The organism is Rossellomorea aquimaris, from assembly GCF_020171925.1.
Taxonomy (GTDB): domain Bacteria; phylum Bacillota; class Bacilli; order Bacillales; family Bacillaceae_B; genus Rossellomorea; species Rossellomorea aquimaris_F.
This window is the reverse complement of the sequence record NZ_JAIVAR010000001.1, coordinates 773,938-790,995: the sequence shown is the minus strand read 5'-3', so window position 1 is coordinate 790,995 and position 17,058 is coordinate 773,938. Positions and strand designations below refer to the sequence as shown.

Sequence of the window (17,058 nt, the reverse complement as noted above, 5' to 3'; positions counted from 1 at the left end):
ACCCTTTAAGTAGAAAACGAACGATCCTAATTGATTTGAAAAATGGAGGTGCATTCACGGTTGAAAAAGAAAACCGTATTAATCATTGGAGGGGGACTCGGAGGCGTCTCGGCTGCCATTTCACTTGCGCAAGCCGGCTACGACGTTTCCTTATATGAAAAGAACGATCACATTGGTGGGAAATTAAATCGGCTGGATCAGGACGGCTTCGGATTTGATCTCGGACCGTCGATCTTGACGATGCCTGAAATTTTTGAACGATTATTTACCGCCAGTGGAAAAAACATGGGGGACTATGTACCGATTACGAGGCTGGATCATCAATGGCGTTCATTTTTCCCTGATGGAAATGTCATTGATTTGTATGAAGACCTGGACAACATGGGGGCGAACAACCCATCCCTCACTGAAAAGGATATGCGTGAATACCGGGACCTGCTTCAGTATTCAAAAGGGCTTTATGAGATGAGTGATAAAAGCTATCTCAAGCAGGGCGCTGAAAACACGAGGCAATTCATGCAATATACCGGCCCGTTAAGCCTGTTAAAAGCGCTTAAGAACCTTGATTTGACTTCATCGGTTCATGGCTCCATCGATAAACGGATCAGCAATAAGCAATTCCGCGATATGCTTTCCTATTTTATCAAGTATGTGGGTTCATCCCCTTATGATGCACCTGCGATTTTGAATATGATGATCTACATGCAGCACGACCAGGGTGTATGGTATGTACCGGGCGGCATGCATCATCTTGCCCGTGGCCTTGTCAAGCTTGCAGAAGAAGTAGGTGTCAGCATCCATACGGGTCAACCGATTGTCAAACTTGAAAAGTCACAAGGCGAAATCACTGGAGCCGTCTTGGAAGATGGGACACAATTAACCGCTGACTATTATATCGCCAACATGGAAGTCATCCCGGTTTACGAACGACTGCTTAAGGATCAAAGTCGTTATGTAAAAAAAATAAAGAAGAAGTTCGAGCCAGCAAGTTCCGGACTTGTGATGCATTTGGGCGTTAAGAAGAGCTATCCTCAGCTGCGTCATCATAATTTCTTCTTCGCGGAAAATATGAAACAGCAAATGAATAAGATCTTTCATTCGCATGAACTTCCGGACGACCCGGTGATTTATTTGGTCAACGTCAATAAAACCGATCCGACACAAGCTCCTGAAGGACATGAAAATATTAAAGTCCTGCCGCATATCCCGTACATCCAAGATCAGCCATTCTCGCAGCACGACTATGAACAATTCGCTGAGCGTGTCCTGATTAAATTGGAGAAAATGGGCCTTGAAGATTTACGGGCCAATATCGTCACGAAGGATATGTGGACGCCGGAAGATATTAGGCGTGTCTATGGGTCAGACCGCGGTGCGATTTATGGGACCGTGTCAGACTCCAAGAAGAACAAAGGGTTCAAGCACCCGAAACAAAGTGAACGCTATCACAATCTTTATTTTGTCGGTGGAACGGTGAATCCTGGTGGAGGAATGCCGATGGTCACTTTAAGCGGCCAGCTTGTGGGTGATCAAATTGTTCAGCGGGATGCATGACACGTATGAGGATGAATGTCTTTTCCTGAACGCATTACCGGAAAGGCAGCGAGAGGATCTGGCGGGAAATGCAGACCTCTCGATTCAAACACGAAAGGAAAAGCTTTCCAAACTGAAAGCCATCCTTTTGGAGCATGAAGACGCCTTTATCAAGGCCCTTCACTCCGATTTGGGGAGACCTGCAATTGAAGCATATTCATCCGAAATTGCGGTTCTTTTGAATGAAATCGATACCACATGCAAGCATCTCACAAAATGGACCCGTCCCCATCGGTCCCTACATATAAAACTCGGATACGTCGAATATATCAAAAGAATGCGGCAGCCATTCGGCAGTGTCTTGATCCTTGGTTCGTGGAACTATCCGCTCCAGCTCTCGGTGATGCCAGCCATCGCTGCGATCGCTGGTGGAAACCGCTGTGTGATCAAACCTTCCGAGTATGCACCGGCAACGGGTGAATTACTGAAAGACGTGATAAACGGGGCATTTCCTCCTGAGCAGATGACCGTTGTCACCGGGGGAGCAGAGACGGCAAGCTTTTTGACGTCTTCCCCTTTTGACCTGATTTTCTTTACTGGAAGCGGGGAGACGGGGAAAGTGGTAGCCGAGCAGGCGGCCAAACAACTCACGCCGGTCATACTGGAACTGGGAGGGAAAAATCCCTGTGTCATCGACGAAACAGGCTTTTCAAAAGAGGCCATCCGCGAAATCGTCTGGGGGAAATTCCTCAATGCCGGGCAAACCTGCATTGCGCCGGATACCCTTTTTGTCCATCAGAGCAAGTATGAACAGACACTATCTGCGATTTCAGAAACATTGACTGCTTTTTACGGAGAACAACCAGAAATGAGCACTGATTATAGCAGGATCTGTCACGATGCACATTTTCAACGTGTGGTGAATTTCATCGGGCAAGGGGATGTCTCGCATGGGGGTACGTATGATCGAAGCAACCTGTTCATCGCTCCCACGGTGCTGACGAATCCGAAACCAGGGAGTTCGATCTTGCAGGACGAGATCTTTGGCCCGGTCCTTCCCGTCGTCCCATATACAGACTTACAGACATTATTATCGAGTGGTAGCATTCAGCGTGATGCACTCACAGGGTATTTGTTCAGTAAAAACAAGCATCATATCCGCCTATTCAAGGAACATATGAAGTCAGCAACCATCAGCATCAATCAAGTGATTCATCACGCCGCACATCCCCATGTCGCCTTTGGCGGGGTAGGGAGGAGTGGATATGGTGCTTATCATGGCAAGGCTGGCTATTTAGCCTTCACCTATCATAAAACAGACTATCAAGCGTATCACTACTTTCATGCTCAGGATAAATTTCCGCCGTATTCGGAGCGGAATTTAAAGGTTTTGAAAAAACTTAGAAAGTGGTTGTTGTAGCAGGGTAAGAGCACTGAAAGAAAGGAGACAGGATCATGACCGCTTCAGAAGTAATAAATCTTGCTATCGGTTTTCTAGGCTTGATCCTTGGGATTGTCATGTTCTGGTCCTTGCCTGTTCCCGTATTCTCCCCCGGGAATAAAAAGAGCCTTCCATTCCTGTCGATCATCATTCCTGCCAGAAATGAGGGAGGCAGGATCTCGCCTTTATTGAAATCCTTGCAGGAACAAGATTATAAGAACATTGAAATTGTGGTCGTTGATGACCAATCCACTGACAATACGGTTTCTGTAGCGGAGAGCAACGGAGCGCGGGTTTTACACAATGAAGGAACCGGGAAGTCATCGGCCTGTTGGCATGGCAGCTTGCATGCAAAGGGACAGTGGCTATTGTTCTTAGATGCAGATACAACCTTTTCAAGTGCGGATGGACTACGAAACCTCCTGCATTTTTATAACGAAAAAGGAGCCAGGGGCATTGTAGCCCTGCAGCCCTACCATACCGTTTATCGCTTGTATGAACAGCTGTCAGCAATCTTTAACATCATCGTCGTCGTTGGCATGAACGGGTTCACCGTCTGGGGATCCCGTTTTAAAACCGCAGGCTCGTTCGGACCGTGCATTTTAACCAATAAAGATGATTATCTTTTAATTGGAGGACATAAGAAAATTGAGGGGGAATTGATGGATGACCTGGCACTTGGCCAGGCATTTCTTAACAAGGATCTCCCGGTTCGTTGCCTCGGTGGCAAAGGGATCATCGCGCTACGCATGTACCCTGAAGGCTTGGGAACCCTTATCGAAGGCTGGTGCAAAAGCTTTGCCCTTGGGTCCAAGTCCACTCATCCCCTCATCATGCTGATGGTCATCATCTGGATTGCCGGTAGTTTGAACATCACGGGCGCATTGATTTCTTCCATTGTTGAAATGAATATAGTGACCATGATGGTCAGTGGGGCATTGTTTATCCTCTATGGTCTCCAAACGGCTTGGTTTGCCCGCAGAGTCGGAAACTTCAGATGGTCGATTTTCCCTTTTTATCCGGTATTGTTTTTATTTTTCGCAGGACTCTACCTGTATTCTTTCATACGAGTGAATGTTTTTCATTCGGTCAAATGGAAGGGGAGGAAGATCGATGTTTAGGAACCTGGATTATACTTTTACTGAAGGGTGAAGGTATTTCATGCAGAAACTCCTGATTACGAAAAAGATGCATGATGTGCACGCTCTTCCTAATCAGGAGTTTTTTAAATAAAGAGGGTCCTAAAACGGAGCTTATGATGCAACCAGATTATCCAATCCGTAAACGCCGCAACTGATACAAATCCAATAAACTGAACCCAACCTTTGAAAAGATCGGTAAAATGACAAAAAGTAGTGTATCACCAGCCTGTCCGATCACCCCAAGCCCGGATGGACCAAGAAGCCAGACAAGAGGATAACCAACCCAGAACAGAGTAAGATAACCGCACACCATCAGGTATACCTTATAAAGCTTTTCCCCCTGCTGCTTTGCGAGTTTTCGTAAAGGGCTCCATATCAGCCAAAGAATCACGAGGAATGCAGTGATACCAATTAAATACCAAGTGAAAACCACTCCACCTGTGGACATATCAGCAATGAAGCCCGTCGTGATCATCACAACATCCGCTGCAATTAAACTAGCAATGATGATGGGATCCTTCTTCTTTAAATGATGCATCCCCGTTAACGCAAGAGCGATCAACAACAGAGGTGTCGTCACGACCCAGTCCAGATAGCGTGCAAAATAGACGACCCCACCATCCTTCACGATTCCCCCTTGCCCCATTGCCATCGACATATATGCAAGGCCCGACCAAACCGGAATGAAGAAAGCAATCAGGTACTCCACCTTAGGTACCCCTTTTCTATTCATGCTCCATAAAGCAAACACAGCTGCCCCTGAAAACATGAATACCACATAAATCCATAATGATGTCACTTCAATCTCATTCATATACGCGTACAATGAATTCCCACCCTCCACAATTCCATTTTTATCATTTATTTGCTAAAAGGGTCGGGATTATACAACATGAAAGATTGTCGGGGACCGTACCTCAACGCGGTGATGCTTTAACGTACCGCGGGACGGTCCTTCAGCACAGAGATGCTTTAGTGTACTGAGGGTGGTCCTCCTATTGGAATGACCATCCAACTGAATTATAATAAAGAAAATACAGTTTGAAGGGATAGGTTTACTATGGGGAAGGTTACACCATTTTTGATGTTTCAAGAAGCTAATGCGGAAGAAGCAATGAATTTCTACACGTCTCTGATTGAGGATTCGTCCGTCACGAACATTGTCCGGTATGGTGCGAATGAACATGGGGATGAGGGTACCGTCATGCAGGCAACGTTCACGTTGAAAGGCCAGGAAATCATGTGCATCGACAGTAATATTAAACATGAGTTTTCATTCACACCTTCTTTTTCACTTTTTGTTACGTGTGATACAGAAGAGGAGCTGGACCACCTTTATCAGGAACTAAGTGAAGGGGGACAAGCACTTATGCCACTTGGGGACTACGGGTTCAGTAAGAAATTCGGATGGGTGAATGACCGCTTTGGGGTCTCGTGGCAGCTGAATCTTCCACATGCAGAAGGATGATCTCATCGCCTTGTAAGAGGTGAGCCAGAATTCAAAGAGAAATCGCGATGAAATTGCAAGGTGAATAATTTCCATTTTCTTCTTCTTAACCAGCCATTGGTCGTAGTAAGATATACCATGGGAGGTGGAGTGATGATTTGGATTCTTTATCTTGCAGTCTTATGGTTTTTATTTGTGAAAGGCCATTTCATCTGGCTTGTTGTAGTGGGTATATTCGGCGGGATCTTTTCCCTTGGTTGGAGCAGTTCGGGGAATGGGACCAAGGGGACAGAACCTGAACGTACTGTCAGTAAAAGAAAGCAAAGAACTGAACCTGAAGAAGAATATTATCATGGTGATTTCGAACGTTATTATGAATCAGAAGAAAACCGGGCCAGACAAAGACTTGAACGCGAAGAGTATAACCGGAATAAAAGCTACCATAAATCGAATAAGGATGAAAAGAAGAAGACCCGAAATGAACTTGAGCATGAGGCGTATCTTCTCCGGAAACATAATGCCGATCATTGGAAAGTGAAAGCGGTCGATGATGAACTCGGTCGTTCCCAGAGGGAGAGAGACTGGGAAGATGACATGCATGATTATAAGCCAATCTGCGACAATTGTAACCACTGGGAATCACAGTGCCGCTGTTGTAAAGAATGTGATGATTACCCCTGTAAATGCTGCAGTAATTGCCGCGCATACCCTTGTGAGTGCTGCAGTGAATGCGGAGAGGCGAGATGCAGATGTTGCAATAAGTGTGACCGTTATCCATGCGAATGCTGTGATGAGTGTGGGCAGCCGGAATCATACTGCAAGTGCTGCAGAAAGTGTGAAAGCTATCCATGCGAATGCTGTGACGAATGCGGGCAGCCGGATTCATATTGCAAGTGCTGCAGAAAGTGCGACAGCTATCCGTGTGAGTGCTGTTCCGAATGTGGGGAGGCAAATTGCAGGTGCTGCAGGAGATGCGATACGTACCCATGTGAGTGCTGCAGCAGTTGTGGAGAGCCGGATCGATGGTGCAGATGCGATTGATTTGTATAAAAAGAACACATCCAAATTTGGTTGTGTTCTTTTTAAATTTACATAATGTTATTATTTAAAACTGGATTGCTAGTCAGGATTTCTGTTAAAAGTGAAGCGAGCTGCCAATTTTCACATAAATTGCTCAAAATACCTTTGAGGCTCAGTGATCTCCCTTTTGCTGAAGAATTCAGCCCATCCTTTAATTTCTTCAACATAAGAATTTTCAACTCTTACCGGTAAAACAGACACTACTTCTTGAAAATCCCCCTCAATATGAATATGATTCACGTTCAAATCGACTACAATCGTTACAAGCACCGTATTCTCATATGAAATCGTTGCCGTCACTTTTTTTGTTATAGAATCAACGTGTGTATACTTGATGAAGATCCCTGTAGGTGAAAACACACTGTTTCCTTTTCGTTTGCTCAAGACGATTCACCTCCAAAGGAGAATGTATGTAAACGTAATTATTTGTACAATTTTACCACTTAAATCTGTTAGAAGGTAGTAGTTTGGATTCACAACAATCTAAATGAAAAAAGAGAAAGGGTCCGATCAAATTCATCAGCTGATCGGGCTTTTTTTATGTCCATAAACCGTGAAAAAACATTCTGTACATACCGCTTATTGAAAAACAAGGCGACAGGCACTTCCAGGTACCTATGTCACGCAAAAGTGCGTTCTTCCCAACTAATCCGATATGGTGCATCATAGGTAACAGCCCTTCAGGTGGTTCATTCCAAAACATCAATGTCACCATCTAGGGTATATAGGTACTTAAAAGTAACTATGGTACAAAAGAGTGCCTACGTGACTTTAAAGTACGTACTTCCAATAAGTTCTTATACGCATTATCATGATGTGTACAGTGAAATGAAAGGCGCCTTCATTTCTCATCTATTGTATCCAATCAGATATATAAGGAGGAAAACTTTCATGAGTTCACACTCAGCTACTATAAATCAAACAAAGTCAAAAGGAGGCACACCAGCGTTATTGGCTCTTGCCATCAGTGCCTTCGGAATCGGAACAACAGAGTTTGTGCCGGTCGGGTTATTATCATCCATTGCGGATGACCTATCAATTTCCATTACACTTGCTGGTCTATTGATTTCTGGTTATGCGATCGGGGTTGCCATTGGTGCTCCTGTATTGACCGCATTGACAAGTAAGATGTCACGTAAATCGCTCTTAATGTCATTGATGTTATTATTCATCGTCGGTAACTCGGTTGCCGCCTTATCTACAAGCTTCGGATTACTGCTTGTTGCCCGTTTTATCACGGCTTTTTCTCACGGAATCTTTTTCTCGATCGGTTCGACGATTGCTGCCGATCTAGTGCCTGCCCATAAGCGGGCGAGTGCGATTGCCTTTATGTTCACAGGACTCACGGTTGCAACGGTAACAGGTGTACCGCTTGGAACCTTCATTGGACAAGCCTTTGGCTGGAGATCAACCTTCTGGGGCGTTGCCCTATTGGGTGTAGTTGGAATCATTGCAAGTGCCATCTTGGTTCCTAAAAATTTAAAAGAAGCACCACCAGCAAAATTCAGTGAACAATTAAAAATCCTTACAAACGGCCGCTTAATGCTGGCATTTGCCATCACAGCCCTTGGCTATGGAGGTACGTTCGTTGCCTTCACATATCTAACTCCATTATTGGAAGATGTGACAGGCTTTAGCGCGAAATGGGTCAGTGTCATTCTACTTGTCTACGGAATTGCCGTTGCCATCGGAAATGTCGTCGGTGGGAAGGCATCTGATAAGAATCCTTTAAAAGCATTATTCTGGATGTTTGTTCTTCAAGCCATCATCCTATTTGCGCTTACATTTGCGGCACCGTTTAAAGTAGCGGGTCTGATCGCGATCTTCCTAATGGGATTATTTGCATTCATGAACGTTCCAGGTCTGCAGATTCTTGTCGTGAATTTGGCTGAAAAGTATGTTCCATCTGCCGTGAATGTCGCATCTGCCTTGAATATCGCGGCGTTCAACGTCGGAATTGCGATCGGTTCGTTTGTCGGAGGAGTCATCGTAGACGGAATCGGCCTGATCCATACGCCTTGGATCGGTAGCATCATGGTTGCCGGTGCAGTCGTCTTAACCGCATGGCTTCGTGGAATCGAACGAAAAGACGCGTAATCACCTATGGTGCAGATTTGGAAGGACAGGTTCCATCAACGGAAAGTCAATCAAACCATTGGAATGGGCATTCTGACGACTGTGTTGACAGGGGTGGTCCTCTTGACCGCCTCTCGTCACCTGAAGAAAAGGAGAGGAAAAGATGATATCATTCGACCATCACAAAGCCTATAATCGTATGTACAAAGAGGGAAAATTGACATTGGGTCTTCACATACCTCTTGAAAATTATCACTTTGATACACCCACGATGGAGAAACAGGTGGACCTGGCACAGCTTTCAGAGGAGTTGGGGTTCACAAGTCTATGGTTCAGGGATGTGCTGCTCGAAGACCCGAACTTCGGGGATCCTGCCGTCGGCCAGATTTATGACATGATGATCTATTTAACGTATCTTGCATCACAAACGAAAGAAATCGCGCTCGGAACGGCCGCTGCTGTGTTACCACTCCGGCATCCATTGAGAGTGGCAAAGGAAATCGCCACAATCGATCAATTATTCCCGGGAAGGGTGCTACTGGGCGTGTCATCGGGTGACCGCCGGGCAGATTTCGCTGCCCTTGGTGCGTCCCATCCTGAACGCGGGAAAGAATTCGTGGAAGCTTATCACTTTTTGCAAGAAGTGTTATATGAAGACTTTCCACGCATTGATTCAAATAGAGGATCAATCAACGGTGCAAACCTTGTACCGAAACCGAACACACGGATCCCAACATTCATCACTGGCTACGCCCAGCAAGAAATGAATTGGTTCGCGGAACACGGAGATGGTTGGATGTACTATCCACGAAGTCCACGTGATCAAGAAGTAGCGATAGGGAAGTGGAGGTCGCTCGTAGAAGAATACCATCCGGGTGTGTTCAAACCATTCAGTCAGCCGATGCACCTTGACCTCGCAGAAGATCCGAATGAACGTCCGACCCCAATCCGTCTAGGATTCAGGATCGGACGGAACTACCTGAAAGAACTATTGAACATCTACAGGAATGCCGGCGTGAATCATCTATTCTTTGCACTCTTTGACAGCAATCGGCCAGCGGAAGAAGTCATACAGGAATTAGGTGAAGAAGTCGTCCCTCATTTTCCGGCAATCGAGGAGTAGGGGACCGCGCGACAATTGAACACGATGAACACCCCCTTTCTTGGAAAGGGGGTGTTTTTTTGTGATGGACCAGGGGTGGACCAGGGGGACAGGTACCTTGGTTCAATCAACGTCGGGACGGACTTCTTGCTGCAATTTTCCCGATTTTGAAGAAAATTCGACATGTACCGCAGAATTACTAGAATGAAGGGGTGAATAATCTGGACGAAGGGTAGAATCATTTAATTGAAGGGTAGAATTATCAATATTAAGGTACAATTATTCCTTAAAAAGGATGAATCACCACCATGTAGTTACTAATTTTACAGTTTGAAGAGAAAAAAAATCCTACAGTCCAACAGCATGCAGCAGTTTAGGACAAGTTTGAAAGGTCTTTTTAAAATGGTTTTTTACAAATAAGGGTTAATCCCTAATAATCATATGAAAATGCCCACAAAATCTGGCGGGTGTACCACGAGGACACCTGCCATGGACCTAGAGGGAGACAGCGATGAAGGGTAGAGAGGAATGCAAGTTGATTTCTTTTGGTATATTTTGGGGAGATGAGCATAAATTGAAAAAATCGCGCGTATCTCGAAAAAACCACGCGCAAATAAAAATTATCGCGCACAAACTCTAAAAACCACGCGCAAATCCAAATTCCCGCGCGCAAATTCAGAATACCCATCCAATAAATAGAATAGTCCATATACCTAGTAAAGGATGTATTCCTCGAGTTCATCTGACATAGAAAAACTACACCCAACAAAAGAGGAATGCCGATCATAAATCAACATTCCTCTTTTCTTTCTCCGGTTTCTGAATCATCGCATACGCCACATACCCAATCATGCCAATGAATACGCCATTTCCACCAAAGATATAGATCATCGTAAAAATTTTCCCGAAAGTAGTCTGAGGTTCAAAGCTCGGGTGCCCGATCGTGCTGAGTGTGACCACACAATAAAAGAGAGCGTCGATCACCGGTAATCCCTCTTGCATTACATAAAAAGTAGTACCAGAGAACAATAAAACCATTACTAATGTGAAAAGAACTTGGAAGTTCTTCAATTTGAATGCTTGCCATAACGCTTTTACCAATCGTTTTAATGTGAGAAAAAATGAGATCATTCTAGTTGTAGACTCCTTTTCAAATCTGGATCGTGTTTCTACTATACATCAGGGTGACGGAATGATAAAGAACGGATACGGAGAACGGTCCTTTGTGCCCCCCGAAAATGCTCCCAAGGGTTAGGGCGATAAAGGATATAAAGGGCTGAATATAGAACATGTAAAAGAACGACCATACATACATAGCAAGGGAGAGGAACAAATGTCTACCGTTCAAGAAGTTCTTGATCATTATAAGCAAGGGGTTCAAGAGAGGAATCTGGATGCATTCTTGTCTGCCTATTCTTCTGATATCCATATTTATGATTGCTGGGGTGCTTGGGAAAGCAAGGGAATCGAATCATGGAGAACAAACGTTAATGATTGGTTTAATGGTTTAAAAGAAAGTGAAGAAACACTGATCGTAGGGTTTGATGATGTTGTGATTGAAGAAAGTGCGAATCTCGCATTTGTTCATTGTGCCATAACTTATGCTGCGTACAAAGAAGGATCCGAAGAAAAACTTCGTCAGATGACCAATCGATTCACATTCTGCATGAAAAAAGTAAACGACTCTTGGGTAATCACCCATGAACATTCTTCTTTGCCCATCAGTATGGAAAACGGGAGGGGAATGTTTCACTTAAGGTAGGGAACCACGGGGACAGGTCCATTGGTACATTTATCGTATTGTACCCCGGGACCTGTTTTTTTGGTATGGGATGAACTACTTTTTCCCTGTTACAGCAACCGTATGATATCCCCTCGACACCGGCCCCCTCAATAGGTCCATTTGCGTAAACGTCAAATCCTCCATCAGTGGAAGCAATTCGGTTTCAATCATTTGTTCGATCGTTCCCCAGCTTTGCCCATCTTTCCCATCACACAGCGTGATCGTAACCTGGCCTCCAGGAGCAAGAACCCTGTGGATTTCTTCTAAAGCTTTGCGCCGATTCTTCCAAAAATACACCGAATGAATACTGAATACGGTTGAAAACTGGCCATCATGAAAAGGCAATTCTTCAACGGTTCCATGAACTAATGATAACCGCCTTTCTCTCTCTGCTCTTTTGTTGCGGATGGAGGCGGAGTGGAGAAGGGTTTTAGACAGATCCAGTCCCGTGACGGTAAGACTGCTATGCATCGTTAAAATTTGTTGTATTGCAAAACCTGCACCACATCCAATCTCCAGGATTTCTTCGTTCTTTTCAAGATGTAAGTTTTGAATCGTCCAACGTGTTTCAGGCTTATGCTGCCGGATCATTTTTTCCCCGATCCACCAACCAATGAATCCCTTTGGATGTTCGTAATGGGAATCCAGTATACGTTGGAGCTTTGTGATTACGCTCATTTTCGGCCCTCCTAATGTTTCTTTCACTGTCTAGATACACTATAATTTTCTTATAACTATTAAACAACCTGATAACACTTATAGGTAGTATTAAATATTTTTATAGGGATGAGGACTTGATGTGGAACTCAATCAGCTAGTGGCATTCGAACTTGTAGCAAGGCTTGGGTCTTTCAGTAAAGCTTCGAGACACCTGGATGTGTCTCAGCCAACAATCAGTTTGCGAATCAAAGAGTTGGAGAAAGATATGGGGGGATTTCTGTTTGTCAGATCCGGTAAACAAATGGAGCTGACGGAATTAGGTAAAGGGTTCCTTCCTTATGCAAGGCAAGTACTCGACGTTTTACAAAAAGGAAAAGAACGGGCGCAATCGATCAAAGAAGGGAAGCGTGGGGAAATCACCATCGGGACAATCCCCACTTTCACGACTGGTCCATTCACCTCGATTATCACAGAATTGCATCATCGCTTTCCGGACATTGATGTATCGATTCACACCGGCCATAATCAACAAATCATGGAGATGCTTTATGACGGATTCATCAAGCTTGGCTTACTTACGTCCCCGTTTTTCAATAAGGACTTAAAGAAGCTGCATTCCATAAAAGAACCTTTGGTCTTCGTTGCCCATTATGACCACAAGCTTAGTGGCATGAAGGAAGGGGAATATTCTGTCCAGGATGTTTTTACGGGAAGTGAACCGTACATCATGACGGACTGGAGTGAGGAGAGCAAGCATTGGCAACGATCGAATATGTCCTTCGGCTTGGACACAATTGAACTGCCGCCAACGACAGCGTTTGAATTCGTACTTCGAGGAAACGGGACAGCGTTGCTGACAGAATCAATGGTGAGTGAATCCATTGAAAGTGGAACATTGGTCAGACTCAAACCAAGGGATATGCCAACGCTGTATCGAGAAATCGCACTGGTAAGTCTGGATCGCGAGGAATCGCTGACTCAAGCTGGAAGGAGTTTTTTGGAAACGATGAGGCGTGTTTTATCGTGAACCACGGGGGAACCACGGGGACAGGTACGTTGGTACAAAAATAGAAATGACCCCCCGAACCTGTCCCTGCGGTTTGTAGGAAGTGAAACTTTTTACGGGTGTTTTCGTATATTTAATACAGCAGCGGAAATAACTTGAGGGGGCTCTTAAGAGAACAATGATTGATGCGATCAAGAATATGTTTTTAGATATATTTGCAATGGGGAAAGGATTTATTTATGGGTTTGTTATGGTTTCCCTGCTGATTTTGATTGGTGGGGCTCTGTTATACGGGGTTTTGTATCTTCGTAGTTTGATATTATAATCTTATAATGAAGCTGAATATGTTAAAAGACAGAACAATAAAACTAAAGCAGTTGATAATATGAAACAAAGGAAACTTTTTAGAAGGAGTAAATAAATCACTGAAGAGATGGGTTCGTTGCCCCTATGATTCAAATGAACCAGGGTACCTGTCCCCCTGGTTCGAATAAGCTGAAAGGTACGTCCCTCACTTAGTTAACGCATTAATGTGGTGAGGGACGTACCTTGTTATTGAGATTTGGTTTGTAGGTAGAGGTCATTCGTGCATTAGTAGCCTGAGGTAGAGAACATTCGACATGAATGCTAGATTTATTAGGATGAAGGGGAGAATGATTTTGGCGAAGGGTAGAATTGTTGGAATGAAAGGTAGAATAATCGAAATAACGGCATGATTATTTACTTTAACGGGTGAATCACTCCTATGAAGGACAGATTTACATATAAGAACGCAGGATTCAATGTGAAATATTTATGCATCCCTACAGTGAAAATTTTGATCTTGTCATAAGAAGAGTGGGTCTTTTAAAAAGACATCGAATGAGGGGGAAGTCATGACAAATCCACTAGTGCAATTGAATGAATATAATCCAGAGTGGGAAACTCTATTTGACTACGAGAGGAAGCAAATTATTGGTGTGATTGGTGATGAGATCATTGGAATCGAACATATCGGCAGCACTTCAATAAAGGGGCTGATTGCCAAACCGATCATAGATATCATGGTAGGCGTGGACGGTCTAGGCAGGACACCATCCCTTGTTCGCCCATTAAACGAGGTAGGGTTCGAGTATGTCCCAAAACCAGAATTGAAAGATAGAAGATTTTTTCGAAAGGGACTGTGGGGAAAAGGGACTTGCCACTTACATATTTGTGAAATCCAAAGTACAGAGTGGATTGAAAAATTATTGTTTCGTGATTATCTTAGGGAACATCCGGCGGTGGCTGCGGAATATGCTCAGTTAAAAAGAGAACTGGCGCTTACGTTTAAACATGATCGTCCTGCTTATACGAGGGAGAAGGAACCGTTTATTCGAGGTGTGATCGAGAGAGCGAGGATGGGAGAAGTCTATGACTAATTGGAAGAGACGCTTATTGCAAACACCTAGGGGTCAATTTGAAGTCTTCATGAAAGGGAAAGGAGAGCCACTTTGCGTCACTCACCATTACTCGGAATTCAACGAGAGCGGCGATTATTTTGCTCATACATTTACAGAGAACCATCAAGTGATTTTAGTCAATCTCAGGGAAACTGGTTTTTCAGAAAAAGCCATCGAGCCATTTCAGTTGAGCATGTTGGAAACCATCTTTGATCTTGAAGCAATTCGTAAGACATTGGGGTTTGAAAAATGGGGATTTGCAGGGCATTCAACTGGCGGGATAGTAGGAATCATTTATGGGATCTATTTTTGCAAATAAACTCTCCTTTACCGTGATCGTCGGTGCGGCTGCAAGGGAATATATGACGTTTTCAAAAGATTGCATTTACCACTCAGAACACCCTCAATTCAAACTAATGCAGGACTATAACGAAGACTTAAAAAAGCCTGATCTAAGTAAAGAAGAACGAAAACATTTATCCTGTGAAAGGGTTAAATAGTCCTTACATAAACCGGAGCTGTATGAACAGTACTTTTCATTAAATATAAACAAGAGCATGTGCGCAATCCGATTGAATTATTTTAGTCGTGAAGTACAAGTATTTGATGTGACGAGAAAACTGGGTCTTATATCTGCTCCTGCTTTAATCATTTGTGGAAGGCATGACGTTCAATGCCCTGTTGAATATTCAATCGAAATGGCTGACTTCATACCAAATGCCAAACTAGTTATTTTTGAGGAAAGCAATCATTATCCGTTTTCGGAGGAACCAGGGGAGTTCAAAAGTACATTTTTTGAATTTGTTAAGCAATTACCTTGTTTGTTAGTAAAAATCACCTAGTGACTTTCTCGCTATCTGCATTAGGTCTTTACGACTATGGAAAAATAGTGTAATAGAGAGTTTCAATAAAATAGGAATAGTATACTAGTCTTAGAATCAAATTCGATAAAGGCAAACCTATAGGAATATAGGGACGCAAAGCTATAGGGGCTAAGATGCCAGCCAGCTGCCGAAAATTTGCAAGAAACATTGCAACTTTATCTCCTATCGTTTTGATTCAACAAACCCTAGGAGGAGAAATTTATGAAAACACGTGTTATCATTCCGGTACTATTATCAGGAGTTCTGACATTTGGAACGACTGCCTTAGCTGCGGAGGATGGGTCGGATGCTGGGATTACACCAGATCAATTAATCTATTCATTCGATCAGCTTATGGAGGACTTACAATTATTTGTTACGTTAGATGGGGAAAAAGAAACTGAGTTATTATTGGATATCGCAAAAGAACGCCTTGCTGAAGCCAAGGAAATGAGTGAAGAAGAAAAAGAAGAGTTCATAAAGGAAACAATAGAGGATTACATTCAAAAATTAGAATCCGCTGAAGAAGAAATATCAAAACTTATCTTAAATGAAGATTTGAAAGAAGACAAACTTGAAGACCTTCAAGAGGAAATCGAACAAGCCACAGAGGTTGATGATGAAGTAGAAGAAAAGCTTGAAGACGAAATGAAAGAAGAAATGGAAGAATCAACTGAAATTTTGAAACAGTTGCCTACAGTCGTGTATGGACTTCCCGAAGAGAAAGTGGCTGAACTTCGTAACAGAGATTTGGGTTACGGCCAAATCGCACAAATCTTCATTCTTGCGAAGAGATCTGGAAAAACAATTGATGAGATTGCAGCTTTATACGGTAGTGAAGAAGGAAAGGGATTTGGGGAAGTAGCTAAAGAATTGGGATTCCATCCTTCGGAAATAGCTAAAAATAAAAAGGCACGTGATGGCGAAACAGACGATGATGAAAAAGAAAATCCTGAGGAAACTGAAGATAATGACGATGAAAAAGTGTCAACAGAAGAAGTAGATGAAGTTTCAGTTGATGATTCTGATGACAACCATGATGTTGACATAGAAGATGAATCTCCAGGAACAAAGAACGACTCAGAGGTTGCAGGTTCATCTAAAACCGTAAAAGCAGACGAAAAGTCTGAGCAAAAGCAAAAAGAAATGAAGAAGAAAGATGAGCAACGACGAGAATCAGGAGAGAAGGAAGAAGAACAAAAGCGTGAAAATGCTAACAAAGAGGAAGAGCATAAACGAGAAGACGCGAAAAAGGAAGAGGAACGTAAAAGAGAGAAAGCAAAGAAGCAAGAAGAACGAAAGCGTGAAGAAGCTAAAAAGGAAGAAGAGCATAAACGAGAAGACGCGAAAAAGGAAGAGGAACGTAAAAGAGAGAAAGCAAAGAAGCAAGAAGAGCGTAAGCGTGAAGAAGCTAAGAAGGAAGATGAGCGTAAGCGAGAGGAAGCCGAAGAAGAAGAACGTGAAAAAGAAAAGAAAAAAGGTAAAGGGAATGGTGAATAACCAT

16 protein-coding genes, 1 pseudogene and 1 riboswitch are annotated in these 17,058 nt (G+C 43.5%); of the genes and pseudogenes, 13 read left to right on the top strand and 4 right to left on the bottom strand.

Annotated features, from left to right (window positions below; translation table 11 throughout):
• Positions 1-42: 42 nt before the first annotated feature.
• The 3 genes from LCM10_RS04140 to LCM10_RS04130 are packed head-to-tail and all read left to right on the top strand — an operon-like array spanning position 43 to position 4,095.
• Complete coding sequence (locus tag LCM10_RS04140; RefSeq protein ID WP_224874904.1) at positions 43-1,554, top strand: phytoene desaturase family protein; 1,512 nt, start codon at positions 43-45, stop codon at positions 1,552-1,554.
• Positions 1,526-2,953, top strand: a complete 1,428-nt coding sequence (locus tag LCM10_RS04135) for an aldehyde dehydrogenase family protein (protein ID WP_224874903.1) — start codon at positions 1,526-1,528, stop codon at positions 2,951-2,953. Before LCM10_RS04140 ends, LCM10_RS04135 begins: the two co-directional genes overlap by 29 nt.
• Positions 2,954-2,988: 35 nt before the next feature.
• The gene (locus LCM10_RS04130) at positions 2,989-4,095 is read left to right on the top strand and encodes a glycosyltransferase (RefSeq protein WP_224874902.1); all 1,107 of its coding nucleotides are present in this window, start codon (positions 2,989-2,991) and stop codon (positions 4,093-4,095) included.
• A gap of 148 nt (positions 4,096-4,243) precedes the next feature.
• Here LCM10_RS04130 and LCM10_RS04125 read toward each other — a convergent pair whose 3' ends face one another.
• Positions 4,244-4,942 (bottom strand): bacteriorhodopsin, encoded by a 699-nt coding sequence (locus LCM10_RS04125; RefSeq protein ID WP_224874901.1) that lies wholly within the window; start codon positions 4,940-4,942, stop codon positions 4,244-4,246.
• A 234-nt stretch (positions 4,943-5,176) separates the two neighbouring features.
• Here LCM10_RS04125 and LCM10_RS04120 point away from each other — a divergent pair, with 234 nt between their 5' ends.
• The 3 genes from LCM10_RS04120 to LCM10_RS04110 all read left to right on the top strand — a co-directional run bounded on the left by LCM10_RS04120 (position 5,177) and on the right by LCM10_RS04110 (position 6,659).
• Positions 5,177-5,584 carry a VOC family protein gene (locus LCM10_RS04120; protein ID WP_224874900.1) on the top strand — a complete coding sequence of 136 codons (408 nt, stop codon included), beginning with the start codon at positions 5,177-5,179 and terminating at the stop codon, positions 5,582-5,584.
• A 232-nt stretch (positions 5,585-5,816) separates the two neighbouring features.
• Positions 5,817-6,101 carry a hypothetical protein gene (locus LCM10_RS04115; RefSeq protein WP_224874899.1) on the top strand — a complete coding sequence of 95 codons (285 nt, stop codon included), beginning with the start codon at positions 5,817-5,819 and terminating at the stop codon, positions 6,099-6,101.
• Positions 6,102-6,161: 60 nt separating this feature from the next.
• The gene (locus tag LCM10_RS04110; RefSeq protein ID WP_224874898.1) at positions 6,162-6,659 is read left to right on the top strand and encodes a hypothetical protein; all 498 of its coding nucleotides are present in this window, start codon (positions 6,162-6,164) and stop codon (positions 6,657-6,659) included.
• Positions 6,660-6,724: 65 nt separating this feature from the next.
• On the opposite strand, the gene LCM10_RS04105 is transcribed toward LCM10_RS04110, so the two are convergent.
• Positions 6,725-7,027, bottom strand: a complete 303-nt coding sequence (locus LCM10_RS04105) for a hypothetical protein (protein WP_224874897.1) — start codon at positions 7,025-7,027, stop codon at positions 6,725-6,727.
• A 321-nt stretch (positions 7,028-7,348) separates the two neighbouring features.
• Here LCM10_RS04105 and LCM10_RS04100 point away from each other — a divergent pair, with 321 nt between their 5' ends.
• A complete protein-coding gene (locus LCM10_RS04100; protein WP_318247480.1) occupies positions 7,349-8,740 on the top strand; it encodes an MFS transporter in 1,392 nt (463 codons plus the stop codon).
• 142 nt (positions 8,741-8,882) lie between these two features.
• Complete coding sequence (locus tag LCM10_RS04095; protein WP_224874896.1) at positions 8,883-9,842, top strand: LLM class oxidoreductase; 960 nt, start codon at positions 8,883-8,885, stop codon at positions 9,840-9,842.
• Between the two features lie 762 nt (positions 9,843-10,604).
• On the opposite strand, the gene LCM10_RS04090 is transcribed toward LCM10_RS04095, so the two are convergent.
• Entirely contained in the window at positions 10,605-10,952 is a 348-nt protein-coding gene (locus tag LCM10_RS04090; protein ID WP_224874895.1) for a potassium channel family protein, read from the bottom strand.
• Positions 10,953-11,154: 202 nt separating this feature from the next.
• On the opposite strand from LCM10_RS04090, the gene LCM10_RS04085 reads away from it, so the two are divergent.
• Positions 11,155-11,583 carry a YybH family protein gene (locus LCM10_RS04085; protein ID WP_224874894.1) on the top strand — a complete coding sequence of 143 codons (429 nt, stop codon included), beginning with the start codon at positions 11,155-11,157 and terminating at the stop codon, positions 11,581-11,583.
• A gap of 75 nt (positions 11,584-11,658) precedes the next feature.
• Here the strand turns inward: LCM10_RS04085 and LCM10_RS04080 are convergent, their stop codons facing one another.
• Positions 11,659-12,282: a class I SAM-dependent methyltransferase gene (locus LCM10_RS04080; protein WP_224874893.1), complete on the bottom strand. Its 624-nt coding sequence runs from the start codon at positions 12,280-12,282 to the stop codon at positions 11,659-11,661.
• A 121-nt stretch (positions 12,283-12,403) separates the two neighbouring features.
• On the opposite strand from LCM10_RS04080, the gene LCM10_RS04075 reads away from it, so the two are divergent.
• The 4 genes and pseudogenes from LCM10_RS04075 to LCM10_RS04060 all read left to right on the top strand — a co-directional run bounded on the left by LCM10_RS04075 (position 12,404) and on the right by LCM10_RS04060 (position 17,054).
• Positions 12,404-13,291, top strand: a complete 888-nt coding sequence (locus LCM10_RS04075) for a LysR family transcriptional regulator (protein ID WP_224874892.1) — start codon at positions 12,404-12,406, stop codon at positions 13,289-13,291.
• 854 nt (positions 13,292-14,145) lie between these two features.
• Positions 14,146-14,670: a GrpB family protein gene (locus tag LCM10_RS04070; RefSeq protein ID WP_224874891.1), complete on the top strand. Its 525-nt coding sequence runs from the start codon at positions 14,146-14,148 to the stop codon at positions 14,668-14,670.
• A pseudogene (locus LCM10_RS04065) lies at positions 14,663-15,533 on the top strand (alpha/beta fold hydrolase). The gene LCM10_RS04070 and the pseudogene LCM10_RS04065 overlap by 8 nt, the downstream one beginning before the upstream one ends.
• Positions 15,534-15,633: 100 nt before the next feature.
• A riboswitch (cyclic di-GMP riboswitch) is annotated at positions 15,634-15,707 on the top strand.
• A 69-nt stretch (positions 15,708-15,776) separates the two neighbouring features.
• A complete protein-coding gene (locus tag LCM10_RS04060; RefSeq protein WP_224874890.1) occupies positions 15,777-17,054 on the top strand; it encodes a DUF5667 domain-containing protein in 1,278 nt (425 codons plus the stop codon).
• Positions 17,055-17,058 lie beyond the last annotated feature (4 nt).

Coding starts and splice junctions, on each gene's coding strand:
- LCM10_RS04140 (WP_224874904.1), top strand. CDS start 43: ATGGAGGTGCATTCACGGTTGAAAAAGAAAACCGTATTAATCATTGGA.
- LCM10_RS04130 (WP_224874902.1), top strand. CDS start 2,989: ATGACCGCTTCAGAAGTAATAAATCTTGCTATCGGTTTTCTAGGCTTG.
- LCM10_RS04080 (WP_224874893.1), bottom strand. CDS start 12,282: ATGAGCGTAATCACAAAGCTCCAACGTATACTGGATTCCCATTACGAA.
- LCM10_RS04110 (WP_224874898.1), top strand. CDS start 6,162: ATGATTATAAGCCAATCTGCGACAATTGTAACCACTGGGAATCACAGT.
- LCM10_RS04085 (WP_224874894.1), top strand. CDS start 11,155: ATGTCTACCGTTCAAGAAGTTCTTGATCATTATAAGCAAGGGGTTCAA.
- LCM10_RS04095 (WP_224874896.1), top strand. CDS start 8,883: ATGATATCATTCGACCATCACAAAGCCTATAATCGTATGTACAAAGAG.
- LCM10_RS04090 (WP_224874895.1), bottom strand. CDS start 10,952: ATGATCTCATTTTTTCTCACATTAAAACGATTGGTAAAAGCGTTATGG.
- LCM10_RS04100 (WP_318247480.1), top strand. CDS start 7,349: ATGTCACCATCTAGGGTATATAGGTACTTAAAAGTAACTATGGTACAA.
- LCM10_RS04060 (WP_224874890.1), top strand. CDS start 15,777: ATGAAAACACGTGTTATCATTCCGGTACTATTATCAGGAGTTCTGACA.
- LCM10_RS04120 (WP_224874900.1), top strand. CDS start 5,177: ATGGGGAAGGTTACACCATTTTTGATGTTTCAAGAAGCTAATGCGGAA.
- LCM10_RS04070 (WP_224874891.1), top strand. CDS start 14,146: ATGACAAATCCACTAGTGCAATTGAATGAATATAATCCAGAGTGGGAA.